The sequence below is a fragment of the Roseateles sp. FW305-36 genome (assembly GCF_058787015.1).
In genome coordinates this window covers 318,229-332,271 of record NZ_JBYSZK010000001.1, presented here as the reverse complement: position 1 = coordinate 332,271, position 14,043 = coordinate 318,229, and the positions used below count along the sequence as shown (strand labels likewise).

Annotated in this window: 14 protein-coding genes; 4 read left to right on the top strand and 10 right to left on the bottom strand. The window is 68.6% G+C overall.

Features of this window, described 5'->3' with window-relative positions:
• Positions 1–139: 139 nt before the first annotated feature.
• Entirely contained in the window at positions 140–1,705 is a 1,566-nt protein-coding gene (locus AC3WOE_RS01565) for a M4 family metallopeptidase (protein WP_492687744.1), read from the top strand.
• 10 nt (positions 1,706–1,715) lie between these two features.
• On the opposite strand, the gene AC3WOE_RS01560 is transcribed toward AC3WOE_RS01565, so the two are convergent.
• The 9 genes from AC3WOE_RS01560 to AC3WOE_RS01520 form a co-directional block, all read right to left on the bottom strand.
• Entirely contained in the window at positions 1,716–2,291 is a 576-nt protein-coding gene (locus AC3WOE_RS01560; RefSeq protein ID WP_492687743.1) for a hypothetical protein, read from the bottom strand.
• Between the two features lie 4 nt (positions 2,292–2,295).
• Positions 2,296–2,955 (bottom strand): ribose-5-phosphate isomerase RpiA, encoded by a 660-nt coding sequence (gene rpiA / locus AC3WOE_RS01555; protein ID WP_492687742.1) that lies wholly within the window; start codon positions 2,953–2,955, stop codon positions 2,296–2,298.
• A gap of 55 nt (positions 2,956–3,010) precedes the next feature.
• Complete coding sequence (locus AC3WOE_RS01550; RefSeq protein WP_492687741.1) at positions 3,011–4,783, bottom strand: glycoside hydrolase family 16 protein; 1,773 nt, start codon at positions 4,781–4,783, stop codon at positions 3,011–3,013.
• Positions 4,784–4,788: 5 nt separating this feature from the next.
• The gene (locus AC3WOE_RS01545; RefSeq protein WP_492687740.1) at positions 4,789–5,406 is read right to left on the bottom strand and encodes a PEP-CTERM sorting domain-containing protein; all 618 of its coding nucleotides are present in this window, start codon (positions 5,404–5,406) and stop codon (positions 4,789–4,791) included.
• A 17-nt stretch (positions 5,407–5,423) separates the two neighbouring features.
• On the bottom strand, positions 5,424–6,095 hold the full coding sequence (locus tag AC3WOE_RS01540) for a PEP-CTERM sorting domain-containing protein (protein WP_492687739.1): 672 nt from the start codon (positions 6,093–6,095) through the stop codon (positions 5,424–5,426).
• Positions 6,096–6,545: 450 nt separating this feature from the next.
• A complete protein-coding gene (locus AC3WOE_RS01535) occupies positions 6,546–8,021 on the bottom strand; it encodes a carotenoid oxygenase family protein (RefSeq protein ID WP_492687738.1) in 1,476 nt (491 codons plus the stop codon).
• 17 nt (positions 8,022–8,038) lie between these two features.
• Positions 8,039–8,461 (bottom strand): DUF2141 domain-containing protein, encoded by a 423-nt coding sequence (locus AC3WOE_RS01530; RefSeq protein WP_492687737.1) that lies wholly within the window; start codon positions 8,459–8,461, stop codon positions 8,039–8,041.
• A 114-nt stretch (positions 8,462–8,575) separates the two neighbouring features.
• Positions 8,576–9,697, bottom strand: coding sequence for a 3-deoxy-7-phosphoheptulonate synthase (locus AC3WOE_RS01525; protein ID WP_492687736.1), 1,122 nt, complete (start codon positions 9,695–9,697; stop codon positions 8,576–8,578).
• A gap of 28 nt (positions 9,698–9,725) precedes the next feature.
• A complete protein-coding gene (locus AC3WOE_RS01520) occupies positions 9,726–10,655 on the bottom strand; it encodes a DMT family transporter (RefSeq protein WP_492687735.1) in 930 nt (309 codons plus the stop codon).
• Between the two features lie 105 nt (positions 10,656–10,760).
• Here AC3WOE_RS01520 and AC3WOE_RS01515 point away from each other — a divergent pair, with 105 nt between their 5' ends.
• Genes AC3WOE_RS01515 through AC3WOE_RS01505 form a run of 3 tightly spaced genes read left to right on the top strand, consistent with a single transcriptional unit; the run spans position 10,761 to position 13,296 of the window.
• Positions 10,761–11,711 carry a LysR family transcriptional regulator gene (locus AC3WOE_RS01515; RefSeq protein WP_492687734.1) on the top strand — a complete coding sequence of 317 codons (951 nt, stop codon included), beginning with the start codon at positions 10,761–10,763 and terminating at the stop codon, positions 11,709–11,711.
• A gap of 37 nt (positions 11,712–11,748) precedes the next feature.
• Entirely contained in the window at positions 11,749–12,789 is a 1,041-nt protein-coding gene (locus AC3WOE_RS01510) for a quinone-dependent dihydroorotate dehydrogenase (RefSeq protein WP_492687733.1), read from the top strand.
• 9 nt (positions 12,790–12,798) lie between these two features.
• Positions 12,799–13,296 carry an outer membrane protein assembly factor BamE gene (locus tag AC3WOE_RS01505; protein ID WP_492687732.1) on the top strand — a complete coding sequence of 166 codons (498 nt, stop codon included), beginning with the start codon at positions 12,799–12,801 and terminating at the stop codon, positions 13,294–13,296.
• A gap of 114 nt (positions 13,297–13,410) precedes the next feature.
• Here the strand turns inward: AC3WOE_RS01505 and AC3WOE_RS01500 are convergent, their stop codons facing one another.
• A complete protein-coding gene (locus AC3WOE_RS01500; protein ID WP_492687731.1) occupies positions 13,411–13,908 on the bottom strand; it encodes an FxDxF family PEP-CTERM protein in 498 nt (165 codons plus the stop codon).
• Positions 13,909–14,043 lie beyond the last annotated feature (135 nt).

The window sequence follows — 14,043 nt, the reverse complement described above, 5'->3', positions numbered from 1 at the left end:
TCACTGGACGAGGCGACGGACGGTCGCCAGTGGTCGGGCCGTTAGGCCTTGCGCATAGTGCGCCAGCACCTCGCGCCCATCCGGCGCGCGGGCCGCTGCCGCAGTACTCCCGCAGCAACACCCCAACCGGAGTTCCACCATGTTCCGAACCAGCCACAAGCTGACCCTGCTCGGCCTTGCCGCCCTCTCGTCCCTGGCCCAGGCGGACAACGCCCCCACCGCCAGCGCCCAGGCCCTGCTGCGCAGCAGCGCCGAGAACTATGCCCGGCAGCTCCCTGGCCTGAGCCTGCATGGCAGCGACCACAGCTATGAGATGCGCCGCGTCGTACAGGACGACGACGGTGGCAGCCACGTCCATTTCGACCGCCGTATCGCCGGCCTGCGCGCCATCGGTGCCGACCTCATCGTGCAGACCGACCGCCACGGCAACCTCGCCGCCATGCAGCGCAGCAACCGCATGCTGCCCAGCGTATCGACCACGCCCAGCATCAGCGCTGCCCGCGCCCTGCTCGCCGTCTTCGTCGAGTACCCGATGGCCGACATCCAGCCGCGCCCCGAGCTCGTCATCTGGGCCCGCGAGGACCTGCCCCGCCTGGCCTGGGAAGTCCGGGTCAGCGGCGACGGCGACGACGGCACGCCTTTCGAGAAGCACATCATCATCGACGCCGGCAACGGCCAGAAGCTCGATGCCTGGGACGACGTCCAGACGGCGGCCGCCAACGGCACGGGCAAGACGCTCTACAGCGGCAATGTCGCGCTGACGACCAACAGCATCAGCGGCGGCTACGAGCTGCGGGACCCGACCCGCGGCAGCACCTACACCATCAACCTGAAGAACAAGACGAGCGGCGGCAGCATCGCCACCGACACCGACAACACCTGGGGCAACAACGCCACCAGCGACACCAACAGCGCCGCCGCCGATGCCCAGTACGGCACCGCCGTCACCTGGGACTACTACAAGAACGTCCACGGCCGCAACGGCATCGCCAATGACGGCAAGGGCGCCTACAACCGCGTCCACTACAGCCGCAACTACAACAACGCCTACTGGTCGGACTCCTGCTTCTGCATGACCTATGGCGACGGCGACGGCAGCCAGCTCAAGCCGCTGGTGGCCCTGGACGTGGCCGGCCACGAGATGACGCACGGCGTGACGAGCCGCACCGCCGGCCTGATCTATTCCGGCGAGTCGGGCGGCCTCAACGAAGGCACGTCGGACATCTTCGGCACCATGGTCGAGTTCTACGCGGCCAACAGCAGCGATGCCGGCGACTATCTGATCGGCGAGAAGATCATGGTGGGCGGCGGTTCGCTGCGCAGCATGGTCAAGCCCAGCAGCGACGGCTCCTCGGCCGACTGCTGGTACTCGGGTGTGGGCAGCCTCAACGTGCACTACAGCTCGGGCGTGGCCAACCACTTCTTCTTCCTGCTCGCCGAAGGCACCAACAGCGCCTACGGCAAGAGCCCGACCTGCGTGGCCGGCAACACCCGCGTCGCCACCGGCACGGGCTCGCTGGCCGGCATCGGCCGGGACAAGGCCGCAAAGATCTGGTACCGCGCGCTGACGACGAAATTCACTTCGTCCACCACCTATGCCAGCGCGCGCACCGGCACCATCGCGGCCGCCAACGAGCTCTACGGTGCCGGCAGTGCCGAGGCGAGTGCCGTGGCAGCGGCATGGAGTGCCGTCGGCCGGAATTGAGCCTCTGGGTTCACTCGGAAGGGGCGTCTTCGGATGCCCTTTTTTTCTGGGCATAGCTGGCCTTGCGGCCCCGTGCGGGATACCAGACCTCGCGCTCCACCCAATGCGCCAGCCGCCCTGCCCGGTCGCTGCGCTGCTCGCGCAACCAGGCCAGAGCCACCTCGTCGAGCACGTAGACACCGTCGCGTTCCTCGCGCAGCGCATCGAGCCGGCGGCGGCGGATGGAGGCTGCCGGCATGGCCGCACCAAGCGCCGTGGCGAGGTCGGCCAGGGCGATCCAGCGCTGGCGTTCGATATCGTCGTCCAGCACGCGGACGGGGTGGCCCTTGAACTGGTAGAAGCGGCCGTGCACCGGCTGCAAGGCCAGTTGCTTCAGGGCTCGGCCGATGATTTCGCCGAGGGTGTAGAGGTCGCCGGCGAAGACCTTGGCCCACAGCATCAGCGTGACCAGCGTGCCGGTCCAGCCGGTGAACCACCACAACGGCAGCGACACGGCCAGGCAGACGACGAAGCGCAGCAGCAGGCTGCGCCACCAATGGTGCTTCTCGTGATCCTCGGCGTCGAAGCCGGCGCCGCGCTGCGGCATGGGCTCAGAAGGTCAGCGTCTTGACGCCATCCGCCCCGCCGAGCAGGCAGACGCTCGCCTTGTGGCGGGCGAACACGCCGACGGTGACGACGCCGGGCCACTGGCTGACCTCGGCCTCGAAGCCCAGCGGATCGGTGATGGCCAGGCCGCGCACGTCCAGGATGTGGCCGCCGTTGTCGGTGACGACGCCGGCGCGCAGGGTCGCAGCGCCACCCATGCGGGCAAAGCGACGCGTCAGCTGGGCTGCCGCCATGGGGATGATCTCGACCGGCAGCGGGAACTTGCCCAGGGTCTGCACGAGCTTGGATTCGTCGGCGATGCAGACGAACTGGTCGGCCAGGTCGGCCACGATCTTCTCGCGCGTGAGGGCCGCGCCGCCGCCCTTGACCATGAAGCCGCGGCCGTCGATCTCGTCGGCGCCGTCGATGTAGACGGCCAGGCGCTCCACTTCGGCCGCGTCGAATACCTTGATGCCGTGCTTGATGAGGCGCTGCGTCGAACGCTCCGAACTGGACACGGCGCCCGGAATCGCAATGCCGCTGGCCGCCAGCGCGTCGATGAAGCAGTCCACCGTGGAGCCGGTGCCGACGCCGAGGATCTGGCCGGCGGGGACGTAGTCCAGGGCCGCGCGGCCGACGAGTTGCTTGAGCTGGTCTTGGTTCATGGGCCGGATTGTCGGGGATGGTCGCGGACGGGCCGCGGCCATCCCTTCCTCCGGCTTACTTCACCGTGACGCTCTTGGCCGCCGAGTCGACGGCGACCTGGGCCTTGCCGTCCCAGGACGTGAAGCGGTACTCGAGCACGTCACCCTTCTTCAGGCCGCCCACCGTGTAGCGGCTGGAGGACCCGTCCTGGCGCATGCGCACCGTCCGGGTCTCGCCGCCGTTGACCGTGTAGTGCACGTCCACCCAGCCGTTTGCCGTGGCGGCGAGTTCGACGGTGCTCGATCCGGTCTGGGCCGAGGCCGTCGGCACTGCCGCCGTCTTGGCCATCGTCGGTGCGCTGACCACCATCGGGGCCACGCCGGCCACGCCCGAGTCCCAGATGATGTCGTCGAAGGCCATCTGGAAAGGCGCGGTCGGGTTGGAGCCGTCCACGCTGAGGAACTCGAACAGTGAGTTCATGGACTGCAGCGCGACCAGCGGCCCGGCAATCTCGGCCACCGGGATGGTGGCCGTGCCCCATTCACCGTTGCGCACCAGGCCGTAGGCCGTGGTGTTGGCGGGGAAGGTCACCCAGCTGTGGTTGGTGTAGTTGTCCAGGATGCCGATCTTGAAGGCGACATTGGCGGGAGCCTTGATCTTCAGCTTGATGTTGCCGCCGCGGAAGCCGCTCATGTCGTGGGCCTGGCGCGACTGGACGGCGCCACCGAACCATTGCCCCGGCGCGAAGTAGTTCAGCGCCAGCACGTTGGAGCCCTCGAACGCCGGGATGTTGCCGCCGCCCATGGAGGCGGTGTTCCAGATGAAGAAGTCCGCCGACGTGCCCAGGGCCTGGCCGTTGTCGACCGGCGTGTTGTCGGTGAAGACACCAAACTTGCCGGCCTCGGGCGTGATGCCTACGCCGAGCTTGACCTCGCCCTTGCCGTCCAGCTCGTAGACGCGCACGTAGTCGACGTACATCGTGGCGGGCAGCGGCGCCGTGACCTGCGCGGGTGTGGCGGCGTTGGTGAAATTGCCGCCCACGGCCATGTTCATCAGCAGGTAGAACGGCGCCTGCAAAGCCGGCGAGCCGACCGTGGAGATGGGCGCCTTGTACATGTCCAGCTCGCGGCCGTTGTCGACCATCGTGAAGCGGATCTGGGTGTCGGTCCAGTAGAGGCGATACAGCACGAAGCGGTTGGCCAGCGAGCGCGACGGCGTCACCCAGTTCTTGGTCTGCCACGCGGTGGAGGCAGCACAGCTTTCATTGCCCGGCACGCAGGCGGCCTGGTTGAAGGTGATGACGTTGGCGCCGACGAACTGGTCCGGCGACACGGCCGGCAGGCCCGCGGGTTGGCGGCCGCCCTGCTCCATGATGTCGATCTCGCCCTTGCGCGGCCAGGCTTGAGGGCTGGTGCCGAGCAGCCACAGCGCCGGCCACAGGCCCACGCCCACCGACGGTGTGGCCGCGCGGATTTCGATCATGCCGTACTGGACCTGCACCTTGCCGGCCGAGTCGAGCTTGCCGGAGGTGAACTGGTTGGCGCCCATCACCTCGCGCTTGGCGGTGATGGCCAGGGCCCGCGTGCCGGGTTCGAAGGGCACGTTGACGATGCCGAGGTTGCCCGGCCGGTAGTACTCCAGCTCCTGGTTGCCGTAGCCGCACAGGCCGATCTGGCAGCCATTGCCGTCGTAGCTCGTCCACAGCGTGCTGTCCAGGCTGGCACCGTTGAATTCCTCGGACCAGAGCAGCTTGCCGATGACGGGGCTGGTGACGCTGGCGGAAGCGAAGGTGCTGGCGGCCAGCAGCAGGCCGCCCAGTACCGCACGCTTGAAGGTTTGACGATTCATGGCATTCATCCTTGAACGTTGGACTTGCGGCGGGCAACAGCGGCGAGCAGCAGGCCGCCAGCGAACATCAGTCCGTAGGTGGACGGCTCGGGCACGGCGCTGGTGACCGTGATGCGGGTGGCCGGCGCGCCGGTGAAGCCGGAGGTGACGGCCTGCCAGTTGCCCGACGACGAGAAGGCCCAGGCAGCGCTGGGTGTGTCGGTGCCGCTCTGCCATTGGCCGGCAAAGTTGGCGTCGGCCTGGGTCACCAGCCAGTAGCTGCCGGCGGCCAGGTTCCAGCCGGTCGGCGTCTGCAGCGTATTGGCCCAGGGATCGCTCAGATGCGTGCTGTAGAGCCAGCTGTTGCCCGTGGGCACATTGCCCTGGCGGGCCATGATGCCGACGGTGATGCCGCCCACACCGTCGATGGACGTGAGGAAGGACTGGAGGGTGGTGGCGCTGCCGATGTCGAAGGCGACCGCGAGGTTCTGGCCCGGGCCGAGCAGCGAGGCCCAGCCGCTGACGTCATCGCCGGGGCCATAGGTGTCGATGACGACGGTGCCGGCGGCGCTGGCATGGGCGGCCAGGCCGCAGAACAGCAGCGAGGCGGCGACCTTGGAGAGGGCGTGGATCCTGGATTGCATGATGGATCTCCCCGATCTCAAGCGCGACGGCGGCGGGCGATGGCGCCGACGCTGGCAAGGCCGGCCAGCAGCAGCGCATAGCTGCTCGGCTCGGGGACGGCGGCCACCTGCAGGCCGAGCGAGAGGTCATCGACCAGGACGGCATTGGGGCGACCGTCCAGGATGGGGCCGACCGCCGTGCCGATCTCGATGAACAGGGCCGTGGTGCCGACGGGGATGGCGCTGGCCTGGAAGCTGACCTGGCTCCAGCTGCTGGTGTTGATCAGGCTCTGGAACTGCTGGTCCAGGCCGGTGCTGATGATGCCGTTGGCACCCATGTAGCGCAGCGTGACGAAGGCGTTGCCGGTGGTGCTGGCGTCGCCCTTGGCCCAGAAGCTCAACCAGGGGGTGTCACCCACATTGGCGGCACCGAGCAGCGGCATGCCGCCATGGCCGACCGAGTCCTGCAGGGCGATGGAGGCATCGAAGCCGTTAGGTGCGCTCAGCAGCAGGGAATGGCTGCCGGAATGGGCGTCGCTGGACAGCGAAGCCGGGCTGTTGGTGGCCGCGGTCAGCCAGCCGGCGGCGATGAAGGGGCCGCTGCCCGCGGTCTCGAAACCGCCGTCGGCAAAGCCATTGGTTGTCGCCGCGCCGGCAGCGCCGGCCAGCGTCAGCGCGGCCAGGGCCACGCTAGTCTTCAGATTCAGCATGTTGTCGTCTCCATGGTTTTGGGGGAGGGAAAAGAAAATCCCTGGCGACGACGTACTGCTGCCGGTCGCCGAAAGTGAAAGCGCTTTCTGAAAGCGCTTTCAACAAACGGCGCGGACGATAGGGGCGCGGCTGATGGCTGTCAATGTGGAGTCCCCTGCCCTGTCCTTGAAGCAGGGGGCATGGGCAGGGAGTCTGCGCGGCAGAGGGCGTAGCCCGCGTTGGGCCTGGCAAGGGAGCAGGCAAGGCGCGAGGAGGCAGTGGGCTCATGCCCACAACGACGAGCAACGCTGCATGCGCTCTTGCCAGGCCCAACCCGAAGGGCCGGGGCGATTTGCGGGGCCATTCGGCGTTGCCAGCTCGTCGTGGGTCCCGACCCCTCGCCTCGCCGGCGCCTTGCCTGGCCTCGCAAATCGCCCCGGCGCGGGCCACGCCCTCTGCCGTGCAGACTCCTAGGCGGCCTGGAACTTGCCGTGGAAGCCGTAGGGCACCCAGTAGGGCAGCCAGGCCCGCGCGACGGGACCGTCTGCCAGGCGCAGCGCGTCGAAGACGCTGAAGAAGCTGCGCCGGCGCTTCACGTCATAGCCCATGCCGACCAGCCAGCCCTCGCCTTCCCGCGTGCTGCCGGGCCTGGGCACCAGCACATGTTCCTCGACGACGACGTCGTTGCCGAAACTGAAGCGCTCGCGGGCACCGGTCTCGATGTTGAGGCGCATCAGGCCGTTGAAGCCCCAGCGTGCGCCGGTGTCGACGGCGGTGGGGTACCAGACGAAACGGTGGCGCCTCGCGACGACGCGCGGGTCGACGACGGGGAACTCGACGGCCTCGTCGCGCGAGGCCAGGCTCAGGCGGCCCGTCTGCAGGTCGATCTCTAGCAGGCGTGCCGTCGACACCTCGCGGCCGCTGCGCTCACCGCGCATCATGCTTTCGGCGCCGGCATTGAACTCGGGCAGCGGCACGCCCTGCACATAGTCGACGCGCAGCAGTCGGCCGTCGTCCCAGGCGTTGCCGAAGTGGAAGACTTGGGCGGCCGGCATCTCGAAGATGCGTCGGCGCGAGAAGTCGGACTTGGCAATGACGAGGACGCGGGTCGGCTGGTCGCCCCCCCAGCGCATGGACTCCAGCATGGACTGCCCGGCCCGCACGGCCGCCATGTCCAGCCGGATGGGCGCGAGCAGGAAGACGAGATGGTGCTGCGAGACCGCGAAGTCATGCAGCATCGCTGGCGCCACGATGTCGTCCAGCACCGCATGGCGGCGCACGCTGCCAGCGGCATCGATCTCGTAGAGAACCAGCCGTCCGTTGGCGGTGCCGAAGTTCCACACCGTCCCGTCGGGCTCGACCTTGGGATGGGCCGAGAAGGGCATGCCGCGCAGTTCCGGAGCCCAGGTCTTGACGCCGCGCGTGGCCAGCGTCGCCGGGTCCAGCTCATAGGCACTGCCGCCCTCCCACAGTGCATAGAGGTGGTCACCCTGCATCAGCACGCTGGTGTTGGCGGCATTGACGCTGTCGGGGCCGCGCACCGGGCGCTGCGCCGGGATGGCGGTGCCGAAGGCGGGCAGCAGGAAGCGGCCGGCTTGCTGCTCGGCGCGGAACTTCTCGGTCTGCACGAAGCGGGCGCGGTGGCTGGCCCGGCCGTCGGCCAGCGTCCAGGCCTGCACCAGGCCGTCGCCGTCGAACCAGTGGCGATAGCGCTGGGTGCCACGCTGCATCAGGCCGGGCCCGTTGCGGAAATAGCGGCCGTTCAGTGCCGCGGGCAGGCGGCCTTCCATGACGGCCTGGGCATCCAGGCTTTCACCGCTGAGGCCGCGCAACGGCGCGAGTTCGGGCGCGTCGGCCGCGAAGGCGTCGGCGGGCAGCCCCAGGGCCAGCAGTTCGGGGCTGAGGCCGCCGGCCAGCAAGGCGGCAAGGAGGGAGCGGCGATTCATCGTCATGGCCGCCTCGCTCAGTTCAGCTTGACCTTGACCGGCGTGCCGGCCACGGGCGTCACGACGGCCTGTTCGAACTTCGGCGGGCCGAAGTTGCCGACGGCGTCATTGGAGAAGCCGATGGGCTCGACCGGGATGCCCATGGGGTTCATGTCCAGGCGGCCGTTGCCGTTGGCGTCCTGGAAGAGGCTGAGGGCCAGCGGACCTTCGGGCAGGTCCTTCAGCACGACGGTGAGCTTGCCGCCGACCGCGGCCTCGAGGCCGAAGCGATGGCCGGACTGGGGCTGGCGCAGCCAGCTCGCCGGCTCGGTGTAGACGCCCACCAGCAGCGAAGCGCCTGCCAGGCGGCTGGTGTCCAGGCCCTCGACCTCCAGGATCACATCGGCGGCTTGGCTGCACAAGGGCAGCAGCACCATCAGAGCGGCAAGCGCTTTGTTCATCGCGGTCTCCAGATTCAGCAGTGGGAATGGCTGAATGATGGAAACCGCCCCGCCGCGGCGCGAGGGCGCTGCGACGGGTGGACAGCTGATGGCGCCAACGGCGCCTGGGCGGCGTCAGCCGCGGCGCTTTTGAACGGCGGCGGCCAGTTCGCGCAGCAAGGGCTCGGTCTGGGCCCAGCCCAGGCAGGCGTCGGTGATGGACACGCCGGGCTTGAGGTCGGCCTTGGTCTGGCCCTCGGCCAGGTCCTGGCGGCCGGGCTGCAGATGGCTCTCGATCATGACGCCGGTGATGCGCGCATCGCCCCCCGCGATCTGGCCAGCCACGTCATGGCCGACGTCGACCTGGCGCTCGTACTTCTTGCTGGAGTTGGCGTGCGAGAAGTCGATCATGACCTGCTCGCGCAGGCCCGAGGCCTTCAGCGCGTCGCAGGCCGCATTCACCGAGGCCGCGTCGTAGTTGGGCGCCTTGCCGCCGCGCAGGATGACGTGGCAGTCGCGGTTGCCGCGGGTCTCGAAGATGGCGGCCGTGCCCATCTTGGTCATGCCCATGAAGGCATGGGCGCTGCTGGCGGCCAGCACGGCATCGCTGGCGACCTTGATGCCGCCGTCGGTGCCGTTCTTGAAGCCGACCGGGCAGGAGAGGCCCGAGGCCAGCTGGCGGTGGCTCTGGCTCTCGGTCGTGCGCGCACCGATGGCGCCCCAGGCGATCAGGTCGGAGATGTATTGCGGCGACAGCAGGTCCAGGAACTCGGTGCCGGCCGGCAGGCCCAGGCCGTTGACGTCCAGCAGCAGCTGGCGGGCCAGGCGCAGGCCCTCGTTCATATGGAAGCTGCCGTCCAGGCGCGGGTCGTTGATATAGCCCTTCCAGCCCACCGTGGTGCGCGGCTTCTCGAAGTAGACGCGCATGACGATGAGCAGGTCGCGCTGAAGCTCGTCCCGGGCGACCTTCAGCAGGCGGGCGTAGTCCATCGCCTGGTCGTGGTCGTGGATGGAGCAAGGGCCGACGATGACGAGCAGGCGGTCGTCGCGGCCATGCAGCACATCGCTGATCTCCTGGCGGGCGCGCTCGACCAGCTCCAGCGTCGCGTCGGGGATGGCCAGCTCTTCGAGCAGCAGGGCCGGGCTGATCAGGGCGCGCACGGCACCGATGCGGGTGTCGTCGGTGCGCGTGGTGTCGCGGGTTTCGTCGCGGGAGCCCGCTTCGCGGTCGTGGTGGGGATCGTCGAGAGGTTTCATGTACGGGCTCCGGAGAAGCCCGCTATTTTCACCGCTTGGCAGCCGCGAAGCACACGGCCAGCGCAGAGAGCGCAAAACCGGCCAGGGCCAGCGGCTCCAGGCGCTCGCCGAGCAGCACAAAACCCATCAGCGCGGACACACCGGGGATCAGGAAGAAGAGACGCGCCACCTGCCCCGCCTGGCCGCGGCGGATCATGATGAACATCAGGCTGAAGGCACCGATGGAGTTGACGAGGCCCAGCCACAGCCAGGATCCGACCAGCTCCAGGCTCCAGTCGATGGCGAAGTGTTCAGTGGGCCAGGCCACGGCAGCCACGGCCAGGGCCGAGACCGCCATCTGCACGCCGGCGCCGCTGCGCAGGTCCATGTGGGCGCAGAAGCGCTTCTGGTAGAGCGTGCCGGCCACGAGGCCGAGCAGACCGACGCCGGCCACGGCATAAGCCGTCCAGGCACCGTTCAGCGGCTTGTCGGCGATGACCAGGGCCACGCCGACCAGCCCGCCCAGCAGCGCCAGCATCTGGCGCGAACCGATGCGCTCGGCCAGCCACAGGTGCGCGCCCAGGGCCGTCGCCAGCGGCATCAGGCCGATGAGGAGGCCGGCCACGCCGGCGCTCAGGCCCCATTGCAGCGCGAAGTAGATGCAGGAGAAGTGCAGCACCTGCATCAGCAGGCCGACGACGGCCAGATGGCCCCAGGCGCGCGCCCGATGCGGCCAGGGCGCGCCAGTGGCGGCGGCCACGGCCAGCAGCACGACGGCGGCGAGGCCGAAGCGCAGGGTCAGCAAGGTCATCGGCCCGGTGTGCGGCAGGGCCAGCTTGCCGGCCACATAGCCGCTGCTCCAGAGCAGGATGAAGAGCAGCGGCAGGCTGGATGCCGCGGCGGCGCTCAGCAGGCGGTCGAAGCGGCCGGGCCGGAAGGACCGGGCGGCACAGGGCGATGACAAGACGGTGATGGACATGGCGGTGACTCCTTGAAGAGACAGGTCCACACTCTAGAAATTAGATATCCAAGACACAATCCAGCACAAATTCGATTCAGAGTTTCCAAACGGAGCACAGTTACCATGGGCCGCCTCGAAGACCTGCAAGCCTTTGCCCGCGTCGTCGACGCCCGCGGCTTCTCCGGTGCTGCCCGCCTGCTGGGCACGACCAAGTCGGCCGTCAGCAAGCAGGTGGTGCGGCTGGAAGACCAGCTCGGCACGCGCCTCTTGCACCGCACGACGCGCAGCGTCAGCCCGACGGCCGAGGGCCGCGCCGTCTACGAGCGGGCGCTGCGGCTGCTGGACGAATCGCTGGCCCTGGAGACCGAACTCGCCGGCCGCCGCGACGAGCCGCGCGGCGTGCTGCGGCTGTCGGTGTCCACGGCCTTCGGCAATCTGCAGTTCACGGCCCTGATGGCCGAGTTCTGCGGCCGCCATCCGCAGATCGACGTGGTGCTGGGTCTGAACGACCGTTATGTGGACCTGGCCGAGGAAGGCTTCGACGTCGTGCTGCGCCTGACCCACAAGCCGTCGGATGGCCTGGTGGCGCGGCGCCTGGCGGCCATCCGCTTCGTGCTGTGTGCAGCGCCGAGCTATCTGCAAGCCCACGGCGAGCCGCAGGCCGTGGCCGACATCGCCGGCCACCGCTGCCTGCGCTTCGGCTATCTGCAGTCGCCCGACCGCTGGCGCTTTCGCCACCCCGAACAGGGCGAAGCCGAGGTCGAGACCCGCGGCGCGCTGCGCTTCGAGAGCGGTCTGACGGCCAACAGCAGCGAGTCCCTGCGCGTGGCAGCCCTGGCCGGCCTGGGCCTGGCCGTGCTGCCCACCTATGCCGTCGGCGCCGACCTGCGCGCCGGGCGGCTGAAGACGGTGCTGCCCGATTGGCAGCCGCTCGGCGGCCTGGCTGACGCCAACACGCTGTACGCCGTCTACCTGCCCAGCCGCCACCCGGCGCCCAAGGTGCGGGCGCTGATCGACTTCATGCTGGAGAAGATGGGCGAGGTGCCGCCCTGGGACCGCCCCGACGGCGGCTGAGTTCGGCCTCAGCCGCGCTTAGCGACAATCGGGGGTTATGCCGCTGATCCCCTACGCCCTCTCTCGCCCCTTCCTGTTCGGTCTGGACCCGGAACACGCCCACGAACTGACGCTGGGCAGCATCGCCAAGCTGCAGAACACACCCGCGCAGCTGCTGTGGTGCGGTGAGCGCGTCAGCGATGCGGTAACGGTCGCCGGCCTGCGCTTCCCCAACCGCATCGGCCTGGCCGCGGGCCTGGACAAGAACGGCCGCTGCATCGACGGCCTGGGCGCCATGGGCTTCGGTTTCATCGAGGTCGGCACGGTGACGCCCAAGGGCCAGCCCGGCAACGACAAGCCGCGCATGTTCCGCCTGCCCGAAGCCAACGCGCTGATCAACCGCCTGGGCTTCAACAACGAGGGCCTGCAAAGCTTCATCGCCAATGTGAAGCGCGCCCACAGCTTCCGCAAGGCCGGCGGCATCCTGGGCTTGAACATCGGCAAGAACGCCGCGACGCCCATCGAGAACGCCGCCGACGACTATCTGCTCGGTCTGGAAGGTGTGCACCCGCATGCCGACTACATCACCGTCAACATCTCCAGTCCCAACACCAAGAACCTGCGCGCCCTGCAGAGCGACGAGGCCCTGGATGCGCTGCTGGGCAAGCTGCAGCAACGCAAGCAGCAACTCGACGCGCAAAGCGGCCGGCGCGTGCCGATGTTCGTCAAGATTGCGCCCGATCTCGAGGAAGACCAGGTCGCCGTCATCGCCCAGACGCTGAAGGCCAATGGCATCGACGGCGTCATCGCCACCAACACGACGATCGCGCGCGACAAGGTGCAGGGGCTGGCGCATGCCAACGAGATGGGCGGCCTGTCCGGCGCACCGGTCTTCGAAGCCAGCAACCGTGTCATCCGCCTGCTGCGCGCGGCCCTGCCGGCCGGCTATCCCATCATTGGCGTCGGGGGTGTCATGAGCGGCCAGGATGCCCGTGCCAAGATCGAAGCTGGTGCCGACCTTGTGCAGGTCTACACCGGCCTCATCTACAAGGGCCCGGGCCTCGTGGCGGACTGCGCGAAGGCCCTGGCCAAACGCTGAAGTTTTCCCATGCGCCTCGCCGCCCTCGCCCTCTGCATCGCGCTGCTCGCCGGCTGCGCGACGCCGGACCGCGATGCGCGGCTGCAGCCCGGTGCGAGCCAGGAAGCCGATGTCGTGGCGATCTACGGCCAGCCCGGCCGCATCTGGCCCGAGGCCGATGGCGGCCGCACGCTGGAGTATTCAACCCAGCCCCTGGGCCAGCACTGCTATATGGTCCGCCTCGGCGCCGATGGCCGGCTGCTGGCCGTCGAGGATGGCCTGGCCCCCGCCGGCCGTGCCCGCATCCTGCCTGGCATGACGCCCGAGCAGGTGAGCCGCGTCCTCGGCCGCGAGCGCTCGCGGGTCTTCTTCCGCAACAGTGGCGAAGACGTCTGGGACTGGACCATCGAGCCCGACCAGACCGGCTATGGCATGCGCTTCAACGTCCACTTCAAGGACGGCGTCGTCCTGCGCACCACGCAGAGCATGGTCTTCCCGAGTCGGCTCTTCCCTGGCTTCGACGACTAGCCTGGCCGATTGGAGCGGGCATGAAAAAGCCCTGGAGCCGGGAGGCTGCAGGGCCGGTAGATCGTGCTGCCCGCCCGCCCGCTCTCCTGAAGCGCGCAGGCCGGCCTGACCCGATCAGGAATCGCGACGACGGCGCGAAGCGAGGAAGCCGACGACACCCAGGCCTGCACCCAGCAGGGCATAGGTTTCGGGTTCCGGCACCGGTGCCGCGGTGGCAGCCGAGCTGATCACGTACGAGGCCGCGCCGGGCGCGCCGCCCAGGACCGAGTAGTAGTAGTTGCCAGAGGCGAGGGACACGGTGTGCACGGACGGTGCACCGCTGAACGTCCAGGCGGCGATGCCGACATCGTCACCCGTGCCCTTCAGGCCATCGGCACCGAAGGAATACAGGCTGTAGGCACCGCCGATGACGGTACCGAAGGACACGACACTGCTCGCGACGCTGGATTGGGAACCCAGCCAGAACGAGAAGGTGTCGAAGATTGCGCCACCCGCCGTGGTGCCCAGACCAATTTCGAGTTGGTCGTGCGTACCCCAGTTGGTATCAGCGGCATAGCTGCTGAGCGTGGTTAGCGCCACCACGGAGGCGGCGGCTATGGTTTTCAACTTCATTGCGTAGCTCCTGACTTTGACGGTCAAGCACAACCGCCGGAAATCATTGTGCGGTGCAGCGAAGTCTGTTGAAGGCCTGGGACACCCCATGGGCTAGGGAGGCCGCCCAGCTATCTTGTAGCAGCTTGTAAGCGG